The sequence below is a fragment of the Ochrobactrum sp. EDr1-4 genome (assembly GCF_049199085.1).
Lineage (GTDB): Bacteria > Pseudomonadota > Alphaproteobacteria > Rhizobiales > Rhizobiaceae > Brucella.
In genome coordinates, this window is the sequence record NZ_JBLZOF010000012.1 from 16,469 (window position 1) to 35,063 (window position 18,595).

Below are 18,595 nucleotides of genomic sequence, written 5' to 3' on the forward strand. Positions count from 1 at the left end.
AAAGGGTGACGATGGCCTCAGTTCATCCAACCCGAAATCGGCTTCCGAAATTGACGGTTAAAAGGAGGCTGACATAAGCGGCGATCGCTGCTTTGATCAAATCGCCTGGTACAAAGATCAGGTTGCCTATAGTTGCCTCTGCGAGTGTCAGACCTGCCGCAAAAGCAAGCCAGGCGATCCCGAAAGCGTGATCGATAACAACACCCAGGGCTGCTGCAACGAAAAAGCCAAAGGCCAGTTTCCCGCGGCCAGTGATGCGATGAGCCACCTTGTCAGATAACCAGCCCGTTACAAACGCGGCCGGCAGGAAGCCGACAAGATAGCCGGCTGTCGGGCTGAGGAATACTGCAAGACCGCCTCGTCCTCCAGATAAGACTGGCAGGCCGACTGCGACAAGCACCCAAAGCAGAAGCACGGTCAAAGCACCGGCGCGGGCGCCCAGCACGGTTCCGGCCAAGAGTACACCCATGCTTTGCGCATGAATGGGGACGGGAAAAAAACCGATCATGATGGGCGGGATCAGCCCCAAAACGACGATGATTGCTGTAAACAGAGCGATGAGAACCAGGGACCGGGTGGACATTCTTTGAACCTCTATTTGCGCTTTGGTGCGGTAGTGCGAATATTACGGGCGTCAATGGCATTGGCGATTTCGTCGGCGCTCATGATAGTAGCGATGATGATTGGCCCGATGATAGTGGATGGGCGCAGCTTAAGCCCTCTGGCGCGATGCGCATCGACGACATTCCGGTAGCGCGCATGGATTTCGGGCACGAAGCGGACGACGAGGCCTATGGCCAATCCGATGTCTCTTGCATTGGCAATGCCGAGCTTTTCCAGTGGACGGGCGAGGCTTGTAATGGTGTCGATAAACTGTCCGGCTGTCGTGGTTACTGTGACGACAGTAGCAAACAGGCTGAGTGACCCCAGCCGAAGCAATATGATCGAGGTCGCTTCCGGACCTCGAGCAAACAATGTCCAGATGCCCAACGCGACAATAGTGAAGAGGAGTGGCCAAGCCTTGATCCACTGTACAAACGCGGGGCGGCAGCACAGCAACGTTACTGCGACTAGCGTACCAGCCAGCCAGGCCAAGACGAGAGGGGAAGCCAGCGCGAACAGCAGTACGCTATACGCGAAAAGCGCAAAGAGCTTGGCTTCCGGTGGAACTCGGTGGATCAGACTTTTATCCAAGGTGTCCAAGCTCATCACGCAGCGAGCTTCAGATAACGGCCGACAGTTTCTGCGGCGGAGCCATCATGAACGAGAGTACCTTCGTGAAAGAGGAGCACGCGCGGGAAATCCGCAACAAGCGCCAGATCATGGGTTACGACGATGACATCCTCGTCGAGGGTTTGGATCGTCCGCTCGACAAGGTTTCGGTTGCGAAGATCAAGTTGATTGGTGGGTTCATCCATGATGATAATGTCAGGAGCAGTCGCGAGTACTGCTGCGAGGGCCGCAAGTTGCACTTCCCCGCCCGACAACTCATGCGCTCGTCGCTCCAAAAGGTGAACTATACCGACACGCTCAAGCGCATCCAATACGGCTTGATCGATCTCAGCCCTGACAAGACAGCGCGACTGGAGGCTAAGTGCAATGTCCTCCTTTATTAGCGGCAGCACGATCTGATTTGCCGGGTTCTGAAATATGTAGCCAACTGCTGCACGGGCTTGGGCGGCATTCGTTGACGTATCATGGCCGTTCGTGATGACGCGGCCAGATGACGGGAGCAGAAGCCCGTTAATAAGCCGTGAGAATGTACTTTTCCCAGAGCCGTTTAAGCCAATGATGCCAATGCGCCTCTCGGTCAACCTCAACGACAGCGGCTGTAGCACCACGCGCCGATCAAAAGTCACCTTGGCGTGATCAAATACAATGTCCATTGTCGGAACCCAATTGTTGCGTGATTGACCTCGCTTGTCGTGGTAAAAAAGTCAAGGTTCATGTGCTGGCCAGCTTTGGAAAAGCTATCCCAGGTGCATCATGCCTGTGGTGAGGGTATCTGATTATGCTGCATCCTGCAAAAATTTAGAAAAGCTCTCAGTGGGTGTCTTAAATCCAGGACACTTGCGCGGTGTTGTATTGAGATTATGGGCGAGGGCGGTCAACTGCGCCTGACTGACCTGCGCCAGGTCAGTGTTGCTGGGTAAATACCGTCGAATGCGCTTGTTGATGTTCTCAATAGCACCTTTCTGCCAGGGTGAGTTTGGGTCGCAAAACCAGCTTCTTGCCCCCTTTCCATCCTCCAAAGCCCTATAACCCATAAACTCGGAACCACGATCAAAGGTAAAACTTCGGCGTGCGTGATGAGGTAGCGCTGCAAAGGTCTGAATGATTTTGTTGATGATCAGCTTTGAGTGCCGGCTGTTGTTTTTAATGTTAACTCAATAACTGCTCTTGCGTTCAACATGCGTCATTACACTGGCTCGTCAAAGGTCACGTTCAAAGATAATCAAATCACCTTCCCAATTTCCTCTATGGCTAACCACTTGAATTCATTGGTATGTTGCAGTTTAAAATAGAATTTACCCCCCGACTGCTGCAATCCACTCCCGGAGTGCCTTGGCGATGAACCCCGGGCCGCTGTGCGTGCGATCCTCGACCAAGCCGTAGGACCAGACATGGTTGGGATATTCCCGCCAAAGCCAGATGCACGAACTGTCGTTCAACCACAGCCGACCGCGCTTCGGTTGACTCTGAGACATTCTCAGCCCCTCCCGTCGTCAAATGCGTCCCAACCGCTTGACGTTCAATATCCAGCCAGCCTGATGCAGCATTGCCATTATACGACGATAGCCAAAGCGGCCATGCTGGAGAGCGAGTGCCGTGATGTTTGCGGTCAAGGCCGCTTCGTCATCCAGGGGCTTGGCGATCTTGCGCTGAGGGAAACGATGCTGGTCAGGAACCCGGCATGCCCGACGTTCGCAAACCTTCAGTTCAGCAATCACATCATCCACGCAAGCGCGGCGAGGGGCGGGGATTAGAAGTTTTCCTTCGCGACCGCGGCTCAAATCAGCTTGTCGCCCTCAGCCCATTGTACTCGGACCGCCACCGGTAGTATGTAGCTTTCGTCACACCTATTAACAGGCTCGCCTTAGCCATTGATTTTCCTTGCGTATTCAGCACGTCAACTTGACGGATTTACGTAACCATCTCTTACGCTTTTTGTCTTTTCGCTGCCATTCAATATCCTTCTTAGGCTTATAAGCCATACTTCATGAAGGATCACTTTGCAGGGGCAGACCGCTGGCGGAACCGATCTGCGAGCGGCTTGCCATGAGCCTCGCCGTCGTGCAGGCGCGAAGTACACCCGATAAATTAGACCATTCAGAACTGGAATTTTCCACTTATGATCTCTTATCTGGGAGAAGAAGAGTTCCATGAAAAGCATCGAAGTTGTCAGAAGCACAGATTGCGTTCGTATTGAAGCAAGCAGAGGATGGCACGCCTATTGATGAGGTCTGTCGTAAGGCCGATATTTCTTGCCATCGCATTTTTTTGCCGTGGCAGTGCAAAAAACAGTGCCGTCAAACGTCTTAGTAATAGAGAGCTGATTTCTCAGCCAAATTGGCAGAAATATCTGCTCGCTACGAGGGACAAACGACATGACTGATGCTGTCATACAGGGGCACCTGGTTAACCTGCTTCGCGCTGCAAGCCTTAAAGTGCACGCGATGCTTAGTCACGAGCGTTATGCGATGCTTGTAAAAAAGCAGTACCAGTTTCATCGAGACAGTGATGCTCTTTATGACGATGCGGAGTTTGCATTTTGCAGCATTCATGCTTTGGCGAGCGAAAAACTCTCATGACCGTATCAGATCTAACCGCGAATGATACCAGTGTGCCTCAGTCGACATATCCCAATGATCGCCAACGCGCAGGCTATCTCTCATTGGGGCTTCTATCGGTAGTAGCAGCATTAATTGGCCAGAGACTGCCTTTGATGCCGTCTGCCATTTTTGCCTTTTATGCTTTGCTTTGCTTTTTGCAGCTTTCACCCAAAATATTAGCTTGGGTTCGAGCGACAAGTATTACGCGTCGTATCATGAATGCATGGAAAGCTTTGAACGCTTTGCCTTCGGCATTCAGGTGCTCCCTGCTTGCAATCGTCGTCCTGATTTGTCTTACAGGGTTGGCTTTTGACCCGCGTATGGCTGGGCTTGAACTTTCGATAAATGGGCTTCTATGCGCTGGTCTCCTGCTATTTATGGGGCCGCGGGATGGTAATATAAGAGACGATACAGAGTAATATGTTTACGATGAAATTTGCCAGAAATGTTGAGTTTTTAATTGAGATCCTCGTTCTTTGCGTATGGGCAGCCGCTTATAATGCCGTAAAAACGCATAAGGTGGCGCTGGCGACCAGCGCCACGAAAAATCATGCAGCGCGGATCGTGATGAAGCTAATCAGCCATGGATTTCTCGTCGACGCATGCGGACGTAGTATTCTTCTGGAGCGTCCGGTAGATTCAGGGGAGGGCGCATAATGACCGGTGGTGACGATAGCGTACAAACCGTCAGCCGGGCTGCAGATATCGCTCTTTGGCTGGGAGCAGGGCTGATCGTGTTGCCTGTGCATATTGGAATAGCGATGTGGTTGTTGCGCGAGCCTGAAATGCTGGCCGCTGATAATACGCCGCCAGCTGCCATTATGATTGAACTCGCCGACACTCCGGAAGCGGCCATGACCGAAGAGAATGAAATCTCGCCTGATCAGGAAACTTCGGATGCTAGCGCTCCGGCTGAAAAAGTTGAGGAACCTATTGATGAGCCGGAGCTTGAGCCGGTTGAACCGGAAGTCGTTCAGGACGAACCGGAGCTTGTTGAACAAGAAGAGCCTGAGCAGGAATTGACGCAGCTTGAAAACGTCCAGGTTCCGCTTCCAGTTGCTAAACCAAAGCCACCTGAACCAAAAAAAGAAATCGTTAGAAAAGAAAAGCCGGTAAAAAAACGCCAGGAACAGCAAGTCGCTTCAAAGCAGGCCGTGCAGGCGCAAGCACAGGTCACTCAATCAAACCGCAATGCGGCACGGCAAACGGCCTCTGGATTGTTTGCATCTTCCGTGACACCGGCGCGTTGGCAATCCCGCCTTATGGCGCATCTTGAACGCAGAAAGAAATATCCTTCCGGTGCGAAATCACGTCGTGAAGAGGGGGTGGTATATGTTCGCTTTCGTATAGACGACACTGGCAAGGTCTTATCGACTTCGCTGGCTAGATCCTCGGGCTGGCCGGAATTGGATAACGAAGTTCTTTCGTTGGTACAGCGCGCTTCACCCGTTCCTGCGCCACCGCCAAGCGTGAACAAGACTATCACTGCCCCCGTTCGCTTCAATAGGAGATAAGAGGCTTTTGCTTAAACTGCTATTGATAAAGTAGTGACGTGGTAGCCCGCCGCTTTTCCCTTCAGCAATGCATGCGGGAGGATTCGGACATATGGGCATGAAGTTAATTGAAGGTTGAATTGGCTGTCTCAGAATGGGTGAATTGTTGTTAAGCGGCTCAGCCATTCACCACATCGTATGACAGCGCGGTCGGGATGACGAAAAATTCTAAGTTTAAGACATAGACATAATTCGTATATAGAAAAGGCAAAGCCTTGCGATTTATACCTATGCGATCGGCAAGAACAAAGGCGCAGTTATACACCAACGCCTTGTGCGGCTGGTTTTTACCCCTTCTTAAAATTTTCAAAACCGTTACGATCAAGAAGTCCGAATTATAAGTTGAGTTAATTGGTATTGTATTGCGAAGTTCATTCGTTTGGATTATGAGCGATGCTGGTTGTGATAATCCTCATCCAGGGCATCTCGTACAAATGAAGCTAGATTCAACAGACAGCGCCGAAGAGCTTATTTCGGTTTATTTCCGTCAGTTGAAATGGCTGCGTGACACACTCAAAAGGCGAATAAGTTCGCATGAGTTGACGGAAGATGCCTTGCAGGAAACCTGGCTAAGGCTCGCATCATTAAAAAGAAAGCCGCCAGAAATTCGTGACCAGAGCGCATTTATCCTCAGAATTGCTGGTAATATCGCGATTGATTTGCTCCGAAAAGACAGGCGCCATAATTCGGTGTGCATTAGCGACGAGGAAGTTTTAGATGCAATAGCTGATAGCTATCCATCACCTGAAACTTTTGCATTGGATCGTGACAATCTTCGGCAGCTTGTAATTGCGCTTATGCAGATATCGCAAAAGGCACGTTCCGCTTTGCTTCTCGCCCGATGCGATGGGCTATCACATCGGGAAATCGCAGAACAGCTTGGTGTTTCTGAAAGTATGGTAGCTCGCTATCTCGCACAGGCACTTCGTCATTGCCGCGATCATTTCAGAAATCTGCAATAATTTATCCCTCCTCTGTGTAAGATTGCTCTTTGTGTTTCGTCTTATAAGGGTAAGTTCATGCGACCGCTTTCCAAACTCTTTGGCAGCGTCGGTTTTTAGAGCGCTGATCAATTGATGAATTCTGCAAGAAAAAAATTTGATACTGATATTGGTCTCAGTGACACCGCGATTGATTGGCTAGTGAAGCTGAGTTCCGGGCGTGCGACGACAGAGGACAGAGTACAATTTGATCTATGGCGACAGCAGAGCGATGAACACGAACTGGCAGCACTGGAGGCCGAAAGCCTTTGGTATGGCATAGGTTCGACGGGTAGCCAGATACGCAAGACGGAACGCAATACCAGAATTACGCGCCGAACCATCCTGGGCGCAGCAGTGCTTGGTGCTACTGGCATAGCGTTTGAGCGTGTCGGCATTGTTGGCCCACGCCTATATGCCGATTATGTAACCGGCTCAGCCGAACAGAAAACCGTCCTTCTACCCGATGGCTCGACCGTGCTTATGAACGGAAATACGGCGTTTTCAGCACGCCTTACGGGGGCCGAACGCCGTCTTTTCTTATTTGAAGGGCAAGCCTTATTTAAGGTGGCGAAAGATGCGTCGCGTCCGTTTATCGTTGAAGCTGGTGGCGGCGAAACGCGTGCCATCGGGACAGAGTTTGATATCGATATCCGCCCCGAAAACGTCGCAGTGACTGTCACAGAAGGAATTGTAGGCGTTTCCAATAGTTCGAAGCCTATTGAACAAGATAGTGACAGTGTCCAAGCAGTTGCAAATCAGCGTGTTACGTATCAGGCGGATAAAACGCCTACGGTACCGGAGGATATTGATGCGGAAATGGAAACGGCTTGGCTTCGTGGCAAGCTGATATTTAATTCAAAGCCCTTGGGTGAAGTTGTTGCTGCATTGTCGCGTTATCAGTCCGGCAAGATTTTCATCGCCAATGGTCGGCTTCGATCGCTCAATGTCACCGGCGTTTTTGATTTAACACAGCCTGACACAGTGCTCGATACGGTTGAGAAAACATTGCCTGTTACAGTGACACGCATGCCTTTTGTCACGATCCTTCGATAAAAATTTAAAGCTATGAAATTAGATGATTATAATAATCAACTTTTTGAGATTTGCGGTGTAAGATTCAGAAATTGATTTCGTCCTTGAAACTGAGAGGGCTGTTGAAGATGCGCAAGCACCGGATATCAGCTGAGAATAATGATCAGGACGGGCGAAATTTTATGCGCAGTGTATCAACCACAAATAATAAGCGGTCTCTTTCAAGAGGTGTAATTAAAGCTGGCCTATTCGCGTCAGTTGCAATCATTGGCACAACTCCAATGGCCCAGCTTGGTGCCGCATATGCTCAACAAGCTTCTGCACAAACAATTGCGTTTAACATTCGTTCGCAAAGCATGGGCGGTGCTTTGACTGCCTTTGCGGATCGCGCCGGTCTGAAATTGCTGCTGCAATCGAGTGTGGTTGCAGGAAAAACAAGTCCGAGTGTCCAGGGTAACTTTACAGCAGAGCAGGCACTTTCGCGGCTGCTTACAGGTTCGGGTCTCAACTATCGTATTAACGGAACAACAGTGACGATTGCTGACCCGGCTGGTGAAACTCAGCTTGCGCCGGATCTTTTGAACACCACTCTGCTCGATACAATAACGGTGAGCGGCGGCAACGGCGTTTCTGCTGTAGATGCACCTTATTATACGCCTGCACCGACGGCATTTATTTCTGAGCAGTCTATTGAGCGGTTTCGTGGTTCAAGCCCTGCGGATATTTTTAGGGGGACAGCAGGTGTCATGTCTGCGGAAGCGCGCAATGGTGCAGGTTCCATTGATGTGAACATCCGCGGCATGCAAGGCATGGGGCGTGTCGCAACGACAATAGACGGCGCGGAAAACGCAGTTAATGTCTACCAAGGTTATCAGGGCATTTCGAACCGCACCTTCGTTGACCCAGATTTTTTGGGTGGTGTTGACATACTAAAAGGTTCTGACGCTTCGTCGAGCGGCATTGCTGGCACGGTTGCGATGCGTACGCTTGAAGCGAGTGATATTGTTAAAGAAGGAAACCGTTTTGGTCTGCGTGTGAAAGGCGGCTTTGGTACGAATTCCAGCAAGCCCGAGGCCGGTGATAAAGCAGGATACTATATCTGGAACAAGACGGATCAGTCGACTGTTACTGCCTCAGAGGACACGATGAACCGTCCCGCCTTCCTTAAGCCGACGAATGGATCGGGCAGTGTTGTAGCTGCGATGCAGGACGAAAATATTGAACTACTGGCCGGCTATGCCTATCGCAAGCGAGGCAACTATCATGCTGGTAAAAACGGCCCTGCTGCTGACACTGAAGATCTGGGGGGTATGACAGCATGTCTTAACTACTGTACTAACCCACCATTTAATTACTACTGGTATCCGAATTTTATAAAGAACACTGGTATTGCCAATTATCGCCCGGGCGAACAGGTTTTGAACACTCAGTTGGAAACCAAATCAGTTTTGTTAAAAGGCAAAGTGATGTTCGGCGACGGACATAGTATTCAACTCGGATACACCGGCTTTGATAGTGAGGCAGGCAATTTCAAAGCGAATGCTTTGAGCACACTCAATTTGCAAGCCGTGCAGCAGCCGCTAACAACTGATGTCGAAGCACATACCGGCACATTTAAGTACCGTTGGGATCCATCAGATAATGAACTGATAAATCTGAAAGCTAATCTCTGGGCCACCAAACTGAAGCAACGCAATGCTGCAGATTGGGTTGCAGAAGGTGCGCCAAAAGATTTTAAATCTGGGCCAGATTTATGGACATGGGGCGGCGATATTAGTAACCGCTCTCAGTTTAGCACAGCTTATGGTGATATCGATATGACCTATGGCGCGTCTTACAAAAAGGAAGATACCAAACCAACAGACGCCACCCGGAAATGGGATACTTTCCTTGATTTGCGCGATGGCGAACGGGAAGAAGCTGCAGCCTATGTTAAGACGGCATACAAGCCCGTTGATTGGCTAACGATTAATGGCGGCATGCGCTATACGCAAATGTGGTCACGCGATCGTAGTCCTGTAAAAATGGTTCACCCCGACATGGTGTATGGAAAGGCCCGCCTTAAACAAGACGGCTTTAGCCCATCGGTGGGAGTTACTGTAGAACCAGTTAAGGGAACGCAGTTCTATGTCAATTATTCCAGCACTCTGCGCGCGCCGAGTATCATGGAATCGGTCTCAGCCTTTAATATGACCGTCAATGAAGACACTAAGGCAGAACGTTCAAATAACTGGGAGATTGGTGCCAATTTCATTGAAAATGACCTGATTGCCACTACGGACCAAACGATGATCAAACTTGGATATTTCAACTGGGACGTAAAAGATTACATTGCTCGCGAATTCCACGTTTATTCAAGCTCTTCAAATGTGCGCATATTCAACATTGATCGTGCACGTTTCTCGGGCCTGGAACTATCCGCGAACTATGCCATTGGTGGCTTTGAAGCAACATTGGCAGCAAATTACTATCTGAACGTAGAGTTCTGTCGCACAGCCGAGACCTGTGAAAACAAGTCCCTTTATGCAGACTATGCCACCAATCAGGTGCCGCCTAAGTATGGGGTTGATCTGACACTGACGCAGAAACTGATGGAGGACGCACTTACCGTCGGTGGACGTATCTCATACACGGGATCGCGTGCCATTGGGCACGGAGACGTGACGGGGCAGGGCATGTCACAATTCATCACGATGATCGACTGGAAGCCATATACACTGGTTGATGTTTTCGCAGAATATAAGCTCAATGAAAATTACACAGCCAGCGTACGTGTGGAAAATCTGACAGATCGTTTTTATGTCGATCCACTTAGTCTCGCGCAGCAGCCGGGCCCTGGTCGCACATTTTACGCGTCTTTGACAGCTAGTTTCTAGCCTTTCTAAGACCGAACTTCCACGCGTAATCGCGCGGAAGTTCGTGGCTAGGTGGATGAAGTACGTTTCGTTTTTCAAGCAGACTATTATCTATGGCCAAATGTGGTTAGAGGTTTGTTTCGATATCTCATTTGACTCAAATATCATTCTTTTCAGAGGCGACGGGCTCTCAAACTACCGATGCTGATCCCTCAAAGTGCTGTCGTCAGGAACTGCGGCAATACTTTTTTTATCATGACTTGCTTGAATAGAACAAACATGATTAAAGAGGTTAACTTTAAAAAATGGAATTGCCAGACGAGATGCAGTCATTATCCATCTCGGGTTTTAGGTCGTTTGGCTCAGAGTGTAGAAATGAATAATTGGAGCCATCGACTAACGCTTCTCTTTCAAGATCATCGCAAAAGATTGGAAGCCATTGTCACGAGAATGACGCGCGACAAGGAAGCAGCCGCTGATATCGTTCAGGATGTTTTTTCAAAGGTAGTCGATGGCGGATTCGATAAAAGTCAGGATGAAAACGTTAAAATACTCTATGTAGCAACGCGAAACGCCAGTATTGATCACATAAGAACATCCCGTCGGCGCCGTGAAATTATGGAATTAATCGTTCCCGAGCAGATCAGTGGGTCTGTACTTTCACCTGAGAAAATCCTTGAGGGCCGTCAATCCCTTGAAAAACTCGATGCTATATTAATGGAATTGGGCAAAACTCCGCGCGATATATTTCTGCTTCGCCGTGTCAATAACATGTCGAATTCCGAGATTGCCAAACGATATGGAATTTCCATCAGCTCCGTAGAAAAGTATATCGCGAAAGCGATGAGGCATTGCCAAAATCAAATGTCAGATTTTGATAAGTAATGTTTTCTTATTTAGCCGATGAGGAATTCACCTCGTGAAACGTTTCTAAATTAAGAAACACCTATATAAACGGCTTTTACGGTGTCGAAAAAGATAGCCATTCAAAAAAGGTCAGCCAGCGGATAATGTCGCAAAGCCAGGAACCATCTGAAAAGCAACGCGATATGGCGGCAATCTGGCTCGCTAAGCGTACTGGCGGTCATTTTTCGACCAGCGATCTCAATGAGCTTGAAGAATGGTTGAATGCAGATCGCCTCAACCGTCTCGCATGGGATGAGATGCGGGTGCTTTGGGCGCATCTTGAAGAACCATCAAAGCGTGTAATACGCCTGGCACCGCCCAGCACTTCTGTTGCAAGACATCTTACGAGGTCTCGAAACTGGATAGGTTTCGCTGGAGCGGGTATTGCAGCGACGCTTGCTGTCTTGATAATTGACCCCAATTTCATCCAGAATTTTCAGGCCGATATTGTATCAGGTCGGCACTATGTGACTTCACAAACACTTCCAGATGGTACGGTGGTCGAAATGGGGGCAGATACTGCTATTTCATTTGAGATTGACCATAGCCAAAGGCACGTACGGTTGTTGCGCGGTGAGGCATTTTTTGAAGTCGCTCCGGGTTCAGCACCTGACTTCCAGATTGATATCAATGGAGACTTAATTCGTGTCATCGGAACACGCTTTAACGTCGACCATGCATCCAATTCCACAACCGTCAGCGTATCAGAAGGCATCGTTTCTGTTAAAGGAGCCAACGATGAGAAGCCTGATCGCTTGGTCGCGGGCGAGCAAATAAGGGTATCTGCTGGCTCAGCAGGAAATGTGCAACCGGCCAATACAGACGAGACAATGACCTGGATGTCAGGACGTCTGGTGGTCAATCAAGCCGATGTCTCTGAAGTTGTATCCACCCTTTCACGCCACAGTACTAAAAAATTCTTCTTACGCAGAAGCTTCGCCGGCAAGACCATTTCGGGCAGTTTTTCATTGACTGACATTGATGGTTCGGTTGATACCTTGGCTGCTGCGCTCAATGCAAATGTTGTGCGTAGCGTTCCTTTTGTCACACTGATTTTTTAACATGACTTTTTTTGTAATAATTTTGTAAATGCGATGAGGTTCGTCGGCACTCGCTCGTTTACTGAAATAAGAGACAGCCAGTCTCGCTCAGGACGGAGAGTTAACAGATGGCGCGGCCACTTCATAAAAAGCATCAAAATAAACTGGCAATGACTTTGCTGTGCACGACAGCAGCTTTGGTTCATGTGCCCTTTGTAGTGGCATCACATGCGCAGACAGTTACTGAAGCGGGTATATTTAGCTTTAATATTTCGGCTAAGCCGCTTGCATCGGCAATTGCAGATGTTGGAGCGGTCAGTGGGTGGCGCATCGCTTATGCGTTTAGTCTCCCCAAGTCTGCTTTAAGTTCAGCCGTTGTTGGTAATATGGCACCGGAACAAGCAATTTCACGCCTGTTGCAGGGCACGAATATCACCTATCGCGTAACAGGCGCTCGTTCCATCATCCTGGAGCAGAGAATCGCGGCGACATCTGGCGATGTCGTGGGGGCTGGCACAACAGTCCTTGATACGATCACCGTTACGTCAGGCGCTGGCGTGAACCCGGCAAATGTGCCTTACGAAACACCCGGTTCAAGTGTTTACCTGTCGGCTGAACAAATCGAGCGCAACCGAGGCACCTCACCCGGTGATATGTTTACAGGCATCGCGGGCGTTATGAATGCCGAAACGCGCAATTCGGGCGGCGTCGATATTAACATTCGCGGCATCCAAGGACAGGGTCGCGCTCCTGTGGTTGTTGATGGCGCGACGCAAGAAACGACAGTTTATCGCGGGTATAATGGCGCCCAGTCGCGCTCTTACATCGATCCTGATTTTATCAGCTCGATGTCAATCGAAAAAGGTTCAAGCACGGGTGCTGATGCCAATGGTGCGATTGGTGGCGTCGTGCGTATGAGCACGATCAACGCTGATGATATTCTGATACCCGGACAAACCACAGGCGTTCGTATTAAAGGCGGCTTCAATACGAATAGTGCGCCTGTACCGGCACTGGGTACTTTGGCTGGTCAGCGTGGAATTGGTACATTCGGCGATTCCGAAATTCCTACAACGTTCGGCGGCAGTGCTGGCATGGACAGGCCGGGCTTTCTGACACCAACGGGTGGATCGGGTAGCGTCGCAATTGCTGCAAAGACGGACAATTTCGAGATCGTCGCAGCACAAGCGCGGCGAAAGAACGGCAATTATTATGCGGGAACGCAAGGTAATGATGCTGCTCATCCAGTCTACACATCGCTTGGGGATGGAACAACACAAGTAACCAATGGCGGGCTCAATCAGTATCGCGCTGGCGAAGAAGTCCTCAACACGTCGAACAGCAACGACAGCCTGTTGCTGAAAGGCAAAGCAAAGAGTGACGACGGTCATATGCTCGAGTTGGGATATAACAGCTATAGAAGCACCTATGGCGAAATCATGCCAACACAGATTTGGACAACGTTCGGCAGTGGTCCCTATCAGGGCTTCCTGCACAATATATCGCTTGATACCTATACTGCCCAATATCGCTGGAATCCAGACGACAACGACCTTATCGACCTCAAGGTCAATGCCTATTATACCGATCTTCAGCTGAAGATGAATGCAGCCACAATGAACGGCTCATCGGTCAATCCGATTAAATGGTACAGTGCGAATATGCGCAAAGGCATAACGGCAGAAAATACCTCGAAGTTTGATACAGCTCTTGGCGGAATCTCGTTCAACTATGGTGCGGGATATGTACGGGAAGATATGGGCTTTCCCGATGGATACGAATATCAGCCAAGCGACAATGATAGTTTTGGTCCATCTCGCGAAGGCAACCGCAAAGAATGGAATGTCTTCGCATCTTCTGAATGGAAGCCCACAGATTGGCTGACCTTTTCGCCAGGTATCCGTTACTCGCATTATGATTCATTCGATCGCAATGCGGGGATGAGCTATAATTATGAAGATAATAGTTACGACGTTGTCTACGGTGAGCCTATCGAGAATGCCGCCGGAGGCTGGTCGCCAACTGCAACGCTAACCGTTGAACCAGTTGACGGATGGTTGGTCTACGGCAAGGCAGGCAGTGTTTTACGCTCTCCAAGTGGTTTCGAAACACTCAAAGGCTTTTCAGTTGCAACGACATTGCAGGAAGTTGCAATTGAGCCCGAACGTAACAAGAGTTTTGAGCTAGGTACGAGCTATCTTGGCAAAGATGTTTTCCTGGCAGGTGACACACTCCGCCTCCATGGCGCGTATTTCGATAATCATATCGATAATTTCATCTCGCGTGTCGGCAAATCGACCCAAATTTTCCCGGGCTTCTATGCCGAGACAATCACCATGGTCAATCTTGACTATGTGAAAACACGCGGTCTTGAATTGAATGCCGATTACGATACCGGAAAATATTTTGCAGGCATTTCTTGGAACCATTATCTGGAAACGCTCTATTGCGCAAAGCCGGGAACATTGAAATCTACCCGTTCGCAATGCGCGGAAGGTGGACTTTACAACAGTTACACCTTGCAGCAAGTACCACCCAAAGACACCATCACGGTTAATCTTGGGGCGCGTTTCCTGGATGAAAAGCTGACCGTTGGCGGGCGCGTTATGTATGTCGGCAAGCGTAACGTTAAAGATATCGGCGATGGTAGCGATGACGCCTATATGGGCGGACAGATTAATCCGTCGATATGGAACCCATATACGCTGGTAGATCTTTATCTTAATTACAAACCCAACGAAAGCTGGGAATTCAACGTCGGGATTGACAATCTGACGGACCGCTACTACATGGATGCACTGAACGCATCGTTGATGCCTGCTCCCGCCAGAACCTTCCGTTTTGATGCGACGACGAAATTCGGCAGTAACGCTCCTTTGTTCTCAACGGATATGTGGTCGGACTTGTTGCATTATAGAAAGAGTAAGCACAACTGGAGCGGTTTCTATTTCGGCGGCAACATCGGTTATGATATGGGCCGAAGCGGCGGCACTACAACAGATTCTGATGGCTCGACAAATAGCTATACGTTGGATGAATCGGCCAACTTTAAAGCTGAAAATGCATCATTTGGTTTGCAGGGCGGCTACAATTACCAGCTGAGCAACGGATTGGTTGCTGGTTTTGAAGCCGATGTATCACGACCAAATCTGACGTCTTCGACGCGTTCATTTACCGATGGTTCAGAGCGCTCAACCAAGCAGCTTCAGTCAATTACGCAATATAATTATGACTGGTCAGCAGGCCTCAAGGGTCGGTTGGGCTACTCCTTCAACAACGTGCTGATTTATGGCAGTGCGGGACTAGCGCTCCTGAACGAGCAACAGGTTCGCAGCCAATATAGGGGAACAGATGCTAACCTTACTCGTCCAGCTGGCAATGTTACTCAATTCTCCTTTTCGGAACAGGACGAAAAGCTGCGTACGGGTCTCCTGTTGGGTGGCGGCGTTGAATACGCATTAAGTGACAAATGGTCAGTACGTGCTGATTACGGATACACGCGTTTCGGGCGATCAACATTCGAGTTCAAAGATGCGCGAGAAGGCACAACTCCAGAATTCGATGACAGTATTTTCTGTACAGATGGCAACCGCCCGGAGGGTTGTCCAGCAGCCGGTGACTGGTTTCTGCCGGTTCATATCGATGGAACTTACAAAAACGTCAATGGTAAACAAGCTTCAAATTGGATGGATTTCCATTCGGTGAAGATCGGGTTGAATTATCATTTCTAATCGTCCTTAATAATACATAACCGGCTGTGCTTTGATAGCGCTCAGCCGGGTATGTGAACCTAGAGCATCAACTGCTCGAATTGATCGCTGACATTGTAAATGGAGTGCTATTCGTTAGATTTGTTGGCTTTGAGTTAGATAATAATCGTTATTCCAAGCGTATGATAAAATAAAGAAAGGCGCGATTTTCATTTATTGCGCTCAATTATTGCGTAAGCGAGCAATGTTCGTGTTGCTCATTCATCAAATCTGGCGTTTCTCTCGCTAACATAAATGCAATTAAAATGATTAGTTGTTATGTGCAAAAAACTGTGATCATAAAGAGTATTGTTGCACACTAAGATATCATTCCTTTGTCAGGTGCGGTTTTGGAGATCTTCCTGACATCTATCCAAAACGGAATAAACACAGTTTCGGAGTTAGGGTTGGACCAGATATTTGTAGCCTATCAGTTCTGGTCTGAGCAGGATTGTGTCGATGAACCAACGACTGATTGGCCGTATTACTGCGCTATGGAGTTGCTTAAACACCCCGTAGATACCGCTATTTCTGAGTATTTGAATTTTGTTGGCAATGCATCGCACTCGGACCGGGCATGGATGATAGAATACGGGAAGGATATGCTGCGGTTTCGTAACACACATGAGTGGTGTCGTGGAGGTACGACATCATTTCTTGAAGAATTACAGGAAGCTCCCACAACGCTTATCGGATGGCTGCATCGGCACCTGATGGATGGCAAAGCCGTCGCTGTTAATGATATACATGGCTTGCCGCGTGTAGCACGCACAATTCAGGTCGAATTTGTACGGCAGGGAAACAAGAGCATACTGAGCATTCCGATTAGCCATCAGGGACGGCTAAGGGGTATTATTGGCTTCGATATGACACGCGAGTATCGCTGGTGGTCAGGTGCTCAAATCAAGGCGATGTTTCAATGCGCCAGGCTGATCGCTCAAGCTAAGTACGGCACGAGCACCTATCAGATTGCGAATATTCCGGAGGATGAAACAACGCCGGTAGTTTATCTGCGAAAACGCGGCGTTGTGCGCGGTGTCGAACCTGAAACTATCGTTGGCGTCCGTTCGGCGGGAAATTATAGTGAAATTTGGCTCAACGATGGTTCGATGGTACTCGATTCACGCCCGCTTGGCATCTGGCTAACCATATTACCGGATAGCTATTTCTTTCGTGTTCACCGCACGGCTTTTGTCAATGCGCTGCATGTTTCAGACGTGGACCGCAGCAAACCAGACAAATGGCTGATCAAGATGCGTGCAATCAAGCAATCCTGGCCAGTTTCGCGTGTTTATCGTAAACCCCTGCGCGAACGACTGGGCGTTTAATACAACCTAAATCCTTGATGCCCAAAACTTGATGGTCACTCATCCAACGGGTAGGTTGATTCATCCTTCTGTCATTGCTCAGGGCGATGCTTGTTTTCAATGCTTGGAACATCAAAATAGTAACGCCAGTCTGTGTACAGGGGATCAAAATGCGTTCGAGCCAATCGTTTGACTATCGCACTTCAAGCATTATTCGCGCTTTGCTGATATCGAGCAGTTTGGTCGTCATGGCGACCCAGCAATCCAGTGCTGAGGACCTTGCTTTAACGGACGCCGTTTCCATGACCGGTATGGCCCTGTTTCTCAATTCCGGCGCGCCAGCACTCACCATCGCAGTGGTTCGCGGTGATGAAAGTATCGTACAAGGTTTTGGCGAGACTGTGCCTGGCAACGATACGGAGCCAAACGGAAAATCGATATTTCGCCTGGGGTCCATATCGAAGGTGTTCGCAACCGATGTGCTTACCTCGCTGGCAGCCGATGGTACATTGAAGCTGACAGACCCGCTCGCGAAGTACGCTCCAGATGGTTCAACCGTGAAGCAGACGGGTCGGCCAATTACATTACTTGATCTTGCCACGCATTCTGCAGGCTTGCCGCGCGAGCTTGCAGATCCAGGAGCAAAACCCTCCGACAATCCGTTTGATGCCTTTAATCGCGACTATTACTGGAAATGGATCGGATCAAATGCACCTGCTTACGTGCCCGGCACGACCACGCTCTATTCCAATTTCGGTTATGGACTTATGGGGGATGCACTCGCCAAAGCAGGCAATAGCAGCTTTGCCGATCTGCTGAAGAGTAGAGTATTTGAAGCTGCGAGCATGGCTGACACAACAACAGCGCTGAACGACGAGCAGAAAAAGCGCATGATGGTTGGCGTTGATCCATTCAACAAGAATGATCCGAACAACATCGTACCAGACATCATGTATGCCAGTGCCGGTGTTTATTCGACAGCCGATGATATGGTGAAGTGGATGCAATGGCATCTCAATCCAACCGCTGCAACAATGGAAGCACATACGCTCGATCATACAATGTGGCTGCCTTATGACGGTCTCGAACGTGTCGTTGGCACGGAAGTCACCGGCGGGGAAGGAATGGGCCTCGGCTGGGTTGTAACGATGCCGCGCAATGGTAAACCTATGCTTCTGGGTAAGAGCGGCGGCCTCGGCGGTTTCATGACTTATGTGGTACTTTCACCCAACCGTAAACTCGGTATATTCGTCGTCGCAAACCGCGTTAATTTCGGGATGTTCAATGATATTCGCTCAAGCGTTCACGAACTAGCTGCAGAGCTTGGGCCACAATAG

The 18,595-nt window shown here is 49.3% G+C and carries 15 protein-coding genes and 2 pseudogenes; 12 read left to right on the forward strand and 5 right to left on the reverse strand.

Features of this window, described 5'->3' with window-relative positions; all coding sequences use genetic code 11:
• Positions 1 to 22: 22 nt before the first annotated feature.
• The 5 genes and pseudogenes from ACOZHT_RS22070 to ACOZHT_RS22090 all read right to left on the reverse strand — a co-directional run.
• A complete protein-coding gene (locus ACOZHT_RS22070) occupies positions 23 to 583 on the reverse strand; it encodes a biotin transporter BioY (protein ID WP_421566599.1) in 561 nt (186 codons plus the stop codon).
• An 11-nt stretch (positions 584 to 594) separates the two neighbouring features.
• Positions 595 to 1,209 (reverse strand): CbiQ family ECF transporter T component, encoded by a 615-nt coding sequence (locus tag ACOZHT_RS22075; RefSeq protein WP_421566600.1) that lies wholly within the window; start codon positions 1,207 to 1,209, stop codon positions 595 to 597.
• Positions 1,209 to 1,886, reverse strand: coding sequence for an energy-coupling factor ABC transporter ATP-binding protein (locus tag ACOZHT_RS22080; protein WP_339511941.1), 678 nt, complete (start codon positions 1,884 to 1,886; stop codon positions 1,209 to 1,211). Before ACOZHT_RS22080 ends, ACOZHT_RS22075 begins: the two co-directional genes overlap by 1 nt.
• 123 nt (positions 1,887 to 2,009) lie before the next feature.
• Positions 2,010 to 2,486, reverse strand: a pseudogene (locus ACOZHT_RS22085) (IS30 family transposase); the annotation flags it as partial.
• Between the two features lie 48 nt (positions 2,487 to 2,534).
• A pseudogene (locus ACOZHT_RS22090) lies at positions 2,535 to 3,144 on the reverse strand (IS3 family transposase); the annotation flags it as partial.
• 464 nt (positions 3,145 to 3,608) lie between these two features.
• On the opposite strand from ACOZHT_RS22090, the gene ACOZHT_RS22095 reads away from it, so the two are divergent.
• The 12 genes from ACOZHT_RS22095 to ampH all read left to right on the forward strand — a co-directional run bounded on the left by ACOZHT_RS22095 (position 3,609) and on the right by ampH (position 18,595).
• Positions 3,609 to 3,812 carry a hypothetical protein gene (locus ACOZHT_RS22095; RefSeq protein ID WP_421566601.1) on the forward strand — a complete coding sequence of 68 codons (204 nt, stop codon included), beginning with the start codon at positions 3,609 to 3,611 and terminating at the stop codon, positions 3,810 to 3,812.
• Complete coding sequence (locus tag ACOZHT_RS22100) at positions 3,809 to 4,252, forward strand: DUF454 family protein (protein WP_421566602.1); 444 nt, start codon at positions 3,809 to 3,811, stop codon at positions 4,250 to 4,252. Before ACOZHT_RS22095 ends, ACOZHT_RS22100 begins: the two co-directional genes overlap by 4 nt.
• A gap of 1 nt (position 4,253) precedes the next feature.
• Positions 4,254 to 4,490 (forward strand): hypothetical protein, encoded by a 237-nt coding sequence (locus ACOZHT_RS22105; RefSeq protein WP_421566603.1) that lies wholly within the window; start codon positions 4,254 to 4,256, stop codon positions 4,488 to 4,490.
• Positions 4,490 to 5,347: an energy transducer TonB gene (locus ACOZHT_RS22110; protein ID WP_421566604.1), complete on the forward strand. Its 858-nt coding sequence runs from the start codon at positions 4,490 to 4,492 to the stop codon at positions 5,345 to 5,347. The genes ACOZHT_RS22105 and ACOZHT_RS22110 overlap by 1 nt, the downstream gene beginning before the upstream one ends.
• Positions 5,348 to 5,820: 473 nt before the next feature.
• Complete coding sequence (locus tag ACOZHT_RS22115; RefSeq protein ID WP_421566605.1) at positions 5,821 to 6,348, forward strand: RNA polymerase sigma factor; 528 nt, start codon at positions 5,821 to 5,823, stop codon at positions 6,346 to 6,348.
• Positions 6,349 to 6,462: 114 nt separating this feature from the next.
• Positions 6,463 to 7,422, forward strand: coding sequence for a FecR family protein (locus tag ACOZHT_RS22120; RefSeq protein ID WP_421566606.1), 960 nt, complete (start codon positions 6,463 to 6,465; stop codon positions 7,420 to 7,422).
• Positions 7,423 to 7,583: 161 nt separating this feature from the next.
• On the forward strand, positions 7,584 to 10,277 hold the full coding sequence (locus tag ACOZHT_RS22125; protein ID WP_421566607.1) for a TonB-dependent receptor domain-containing protein: 2,694 nt from the start codon (positions 7,584 to 7,586) through the stop codon (positions 10,275 to 10,277).
• A gap of 258 nt (positions 10,278 to 10,535) precedes the next feature.
• A complete protein-coding gene (locus tag ACOZHT_RS22130) occupies positions 10,536 to 11,141 on the forward strand; it encodes an RNA polymerase sigma factor (protein WP_421566608.1) in 606 nt (201 codons plus the stop codon).
• Between the two features lie 164 nt (positions 11,142 to 11,305).
• The gene (locus tag ACOZHT_RS22135) at positions 11,306 to 12,223 is read left to right on the forward strand and encodes a FecR family protein (protein ID WP_421566609.1); all 918 of its coding nucleotides are present in this window, start codon (positions 11,306 to 11,308) and stop codon (positions 12,221 to 12,223) included.
• Positions 12,224 to 12,330: 107 nt separating this feature from the next.
• Positions 12,331 to 15,933 carry a TonB-dependent receptor domain-containing protein gene (locus ACOZHT_RS22140; protein ID WP_421566610.1) on the forward strand — a complete coding sequence of 1,201 codons (3,603 nt, stop codon included), beginning with the start codon at positions 12,331 to 12,333 and terminating at the stop codon, positions 15,931 to 15,933.
• Between the two features lie 425 nt (positions 15,934 to 16,358).
• Complete coding sequence (locus ACOZHT_RS22145) at positions 16,359 to 17,279, forward strand: GAF domain-containing DNA-binding protein (protein WP_421566611.1); 921 nt, start codon at positions 16,359 to 16,361, stop codon at positions 17,277 to 17,279.
• Positions 17,280 to 17,428: 149 nt separating this feature from the next.
• Complete coding sequence (gene ampH, locus ACOZHT_RS22150) at positions 17,429 to 18,595, forward strand: D-alanyl-D-alanine-carboxypeptidase/endopeptidase AmpH (protein ID WP_421566612.1); 1,167 nt, start codon at positions 17,429 to 17,431, stop codon at positions 18,593 to 18,595.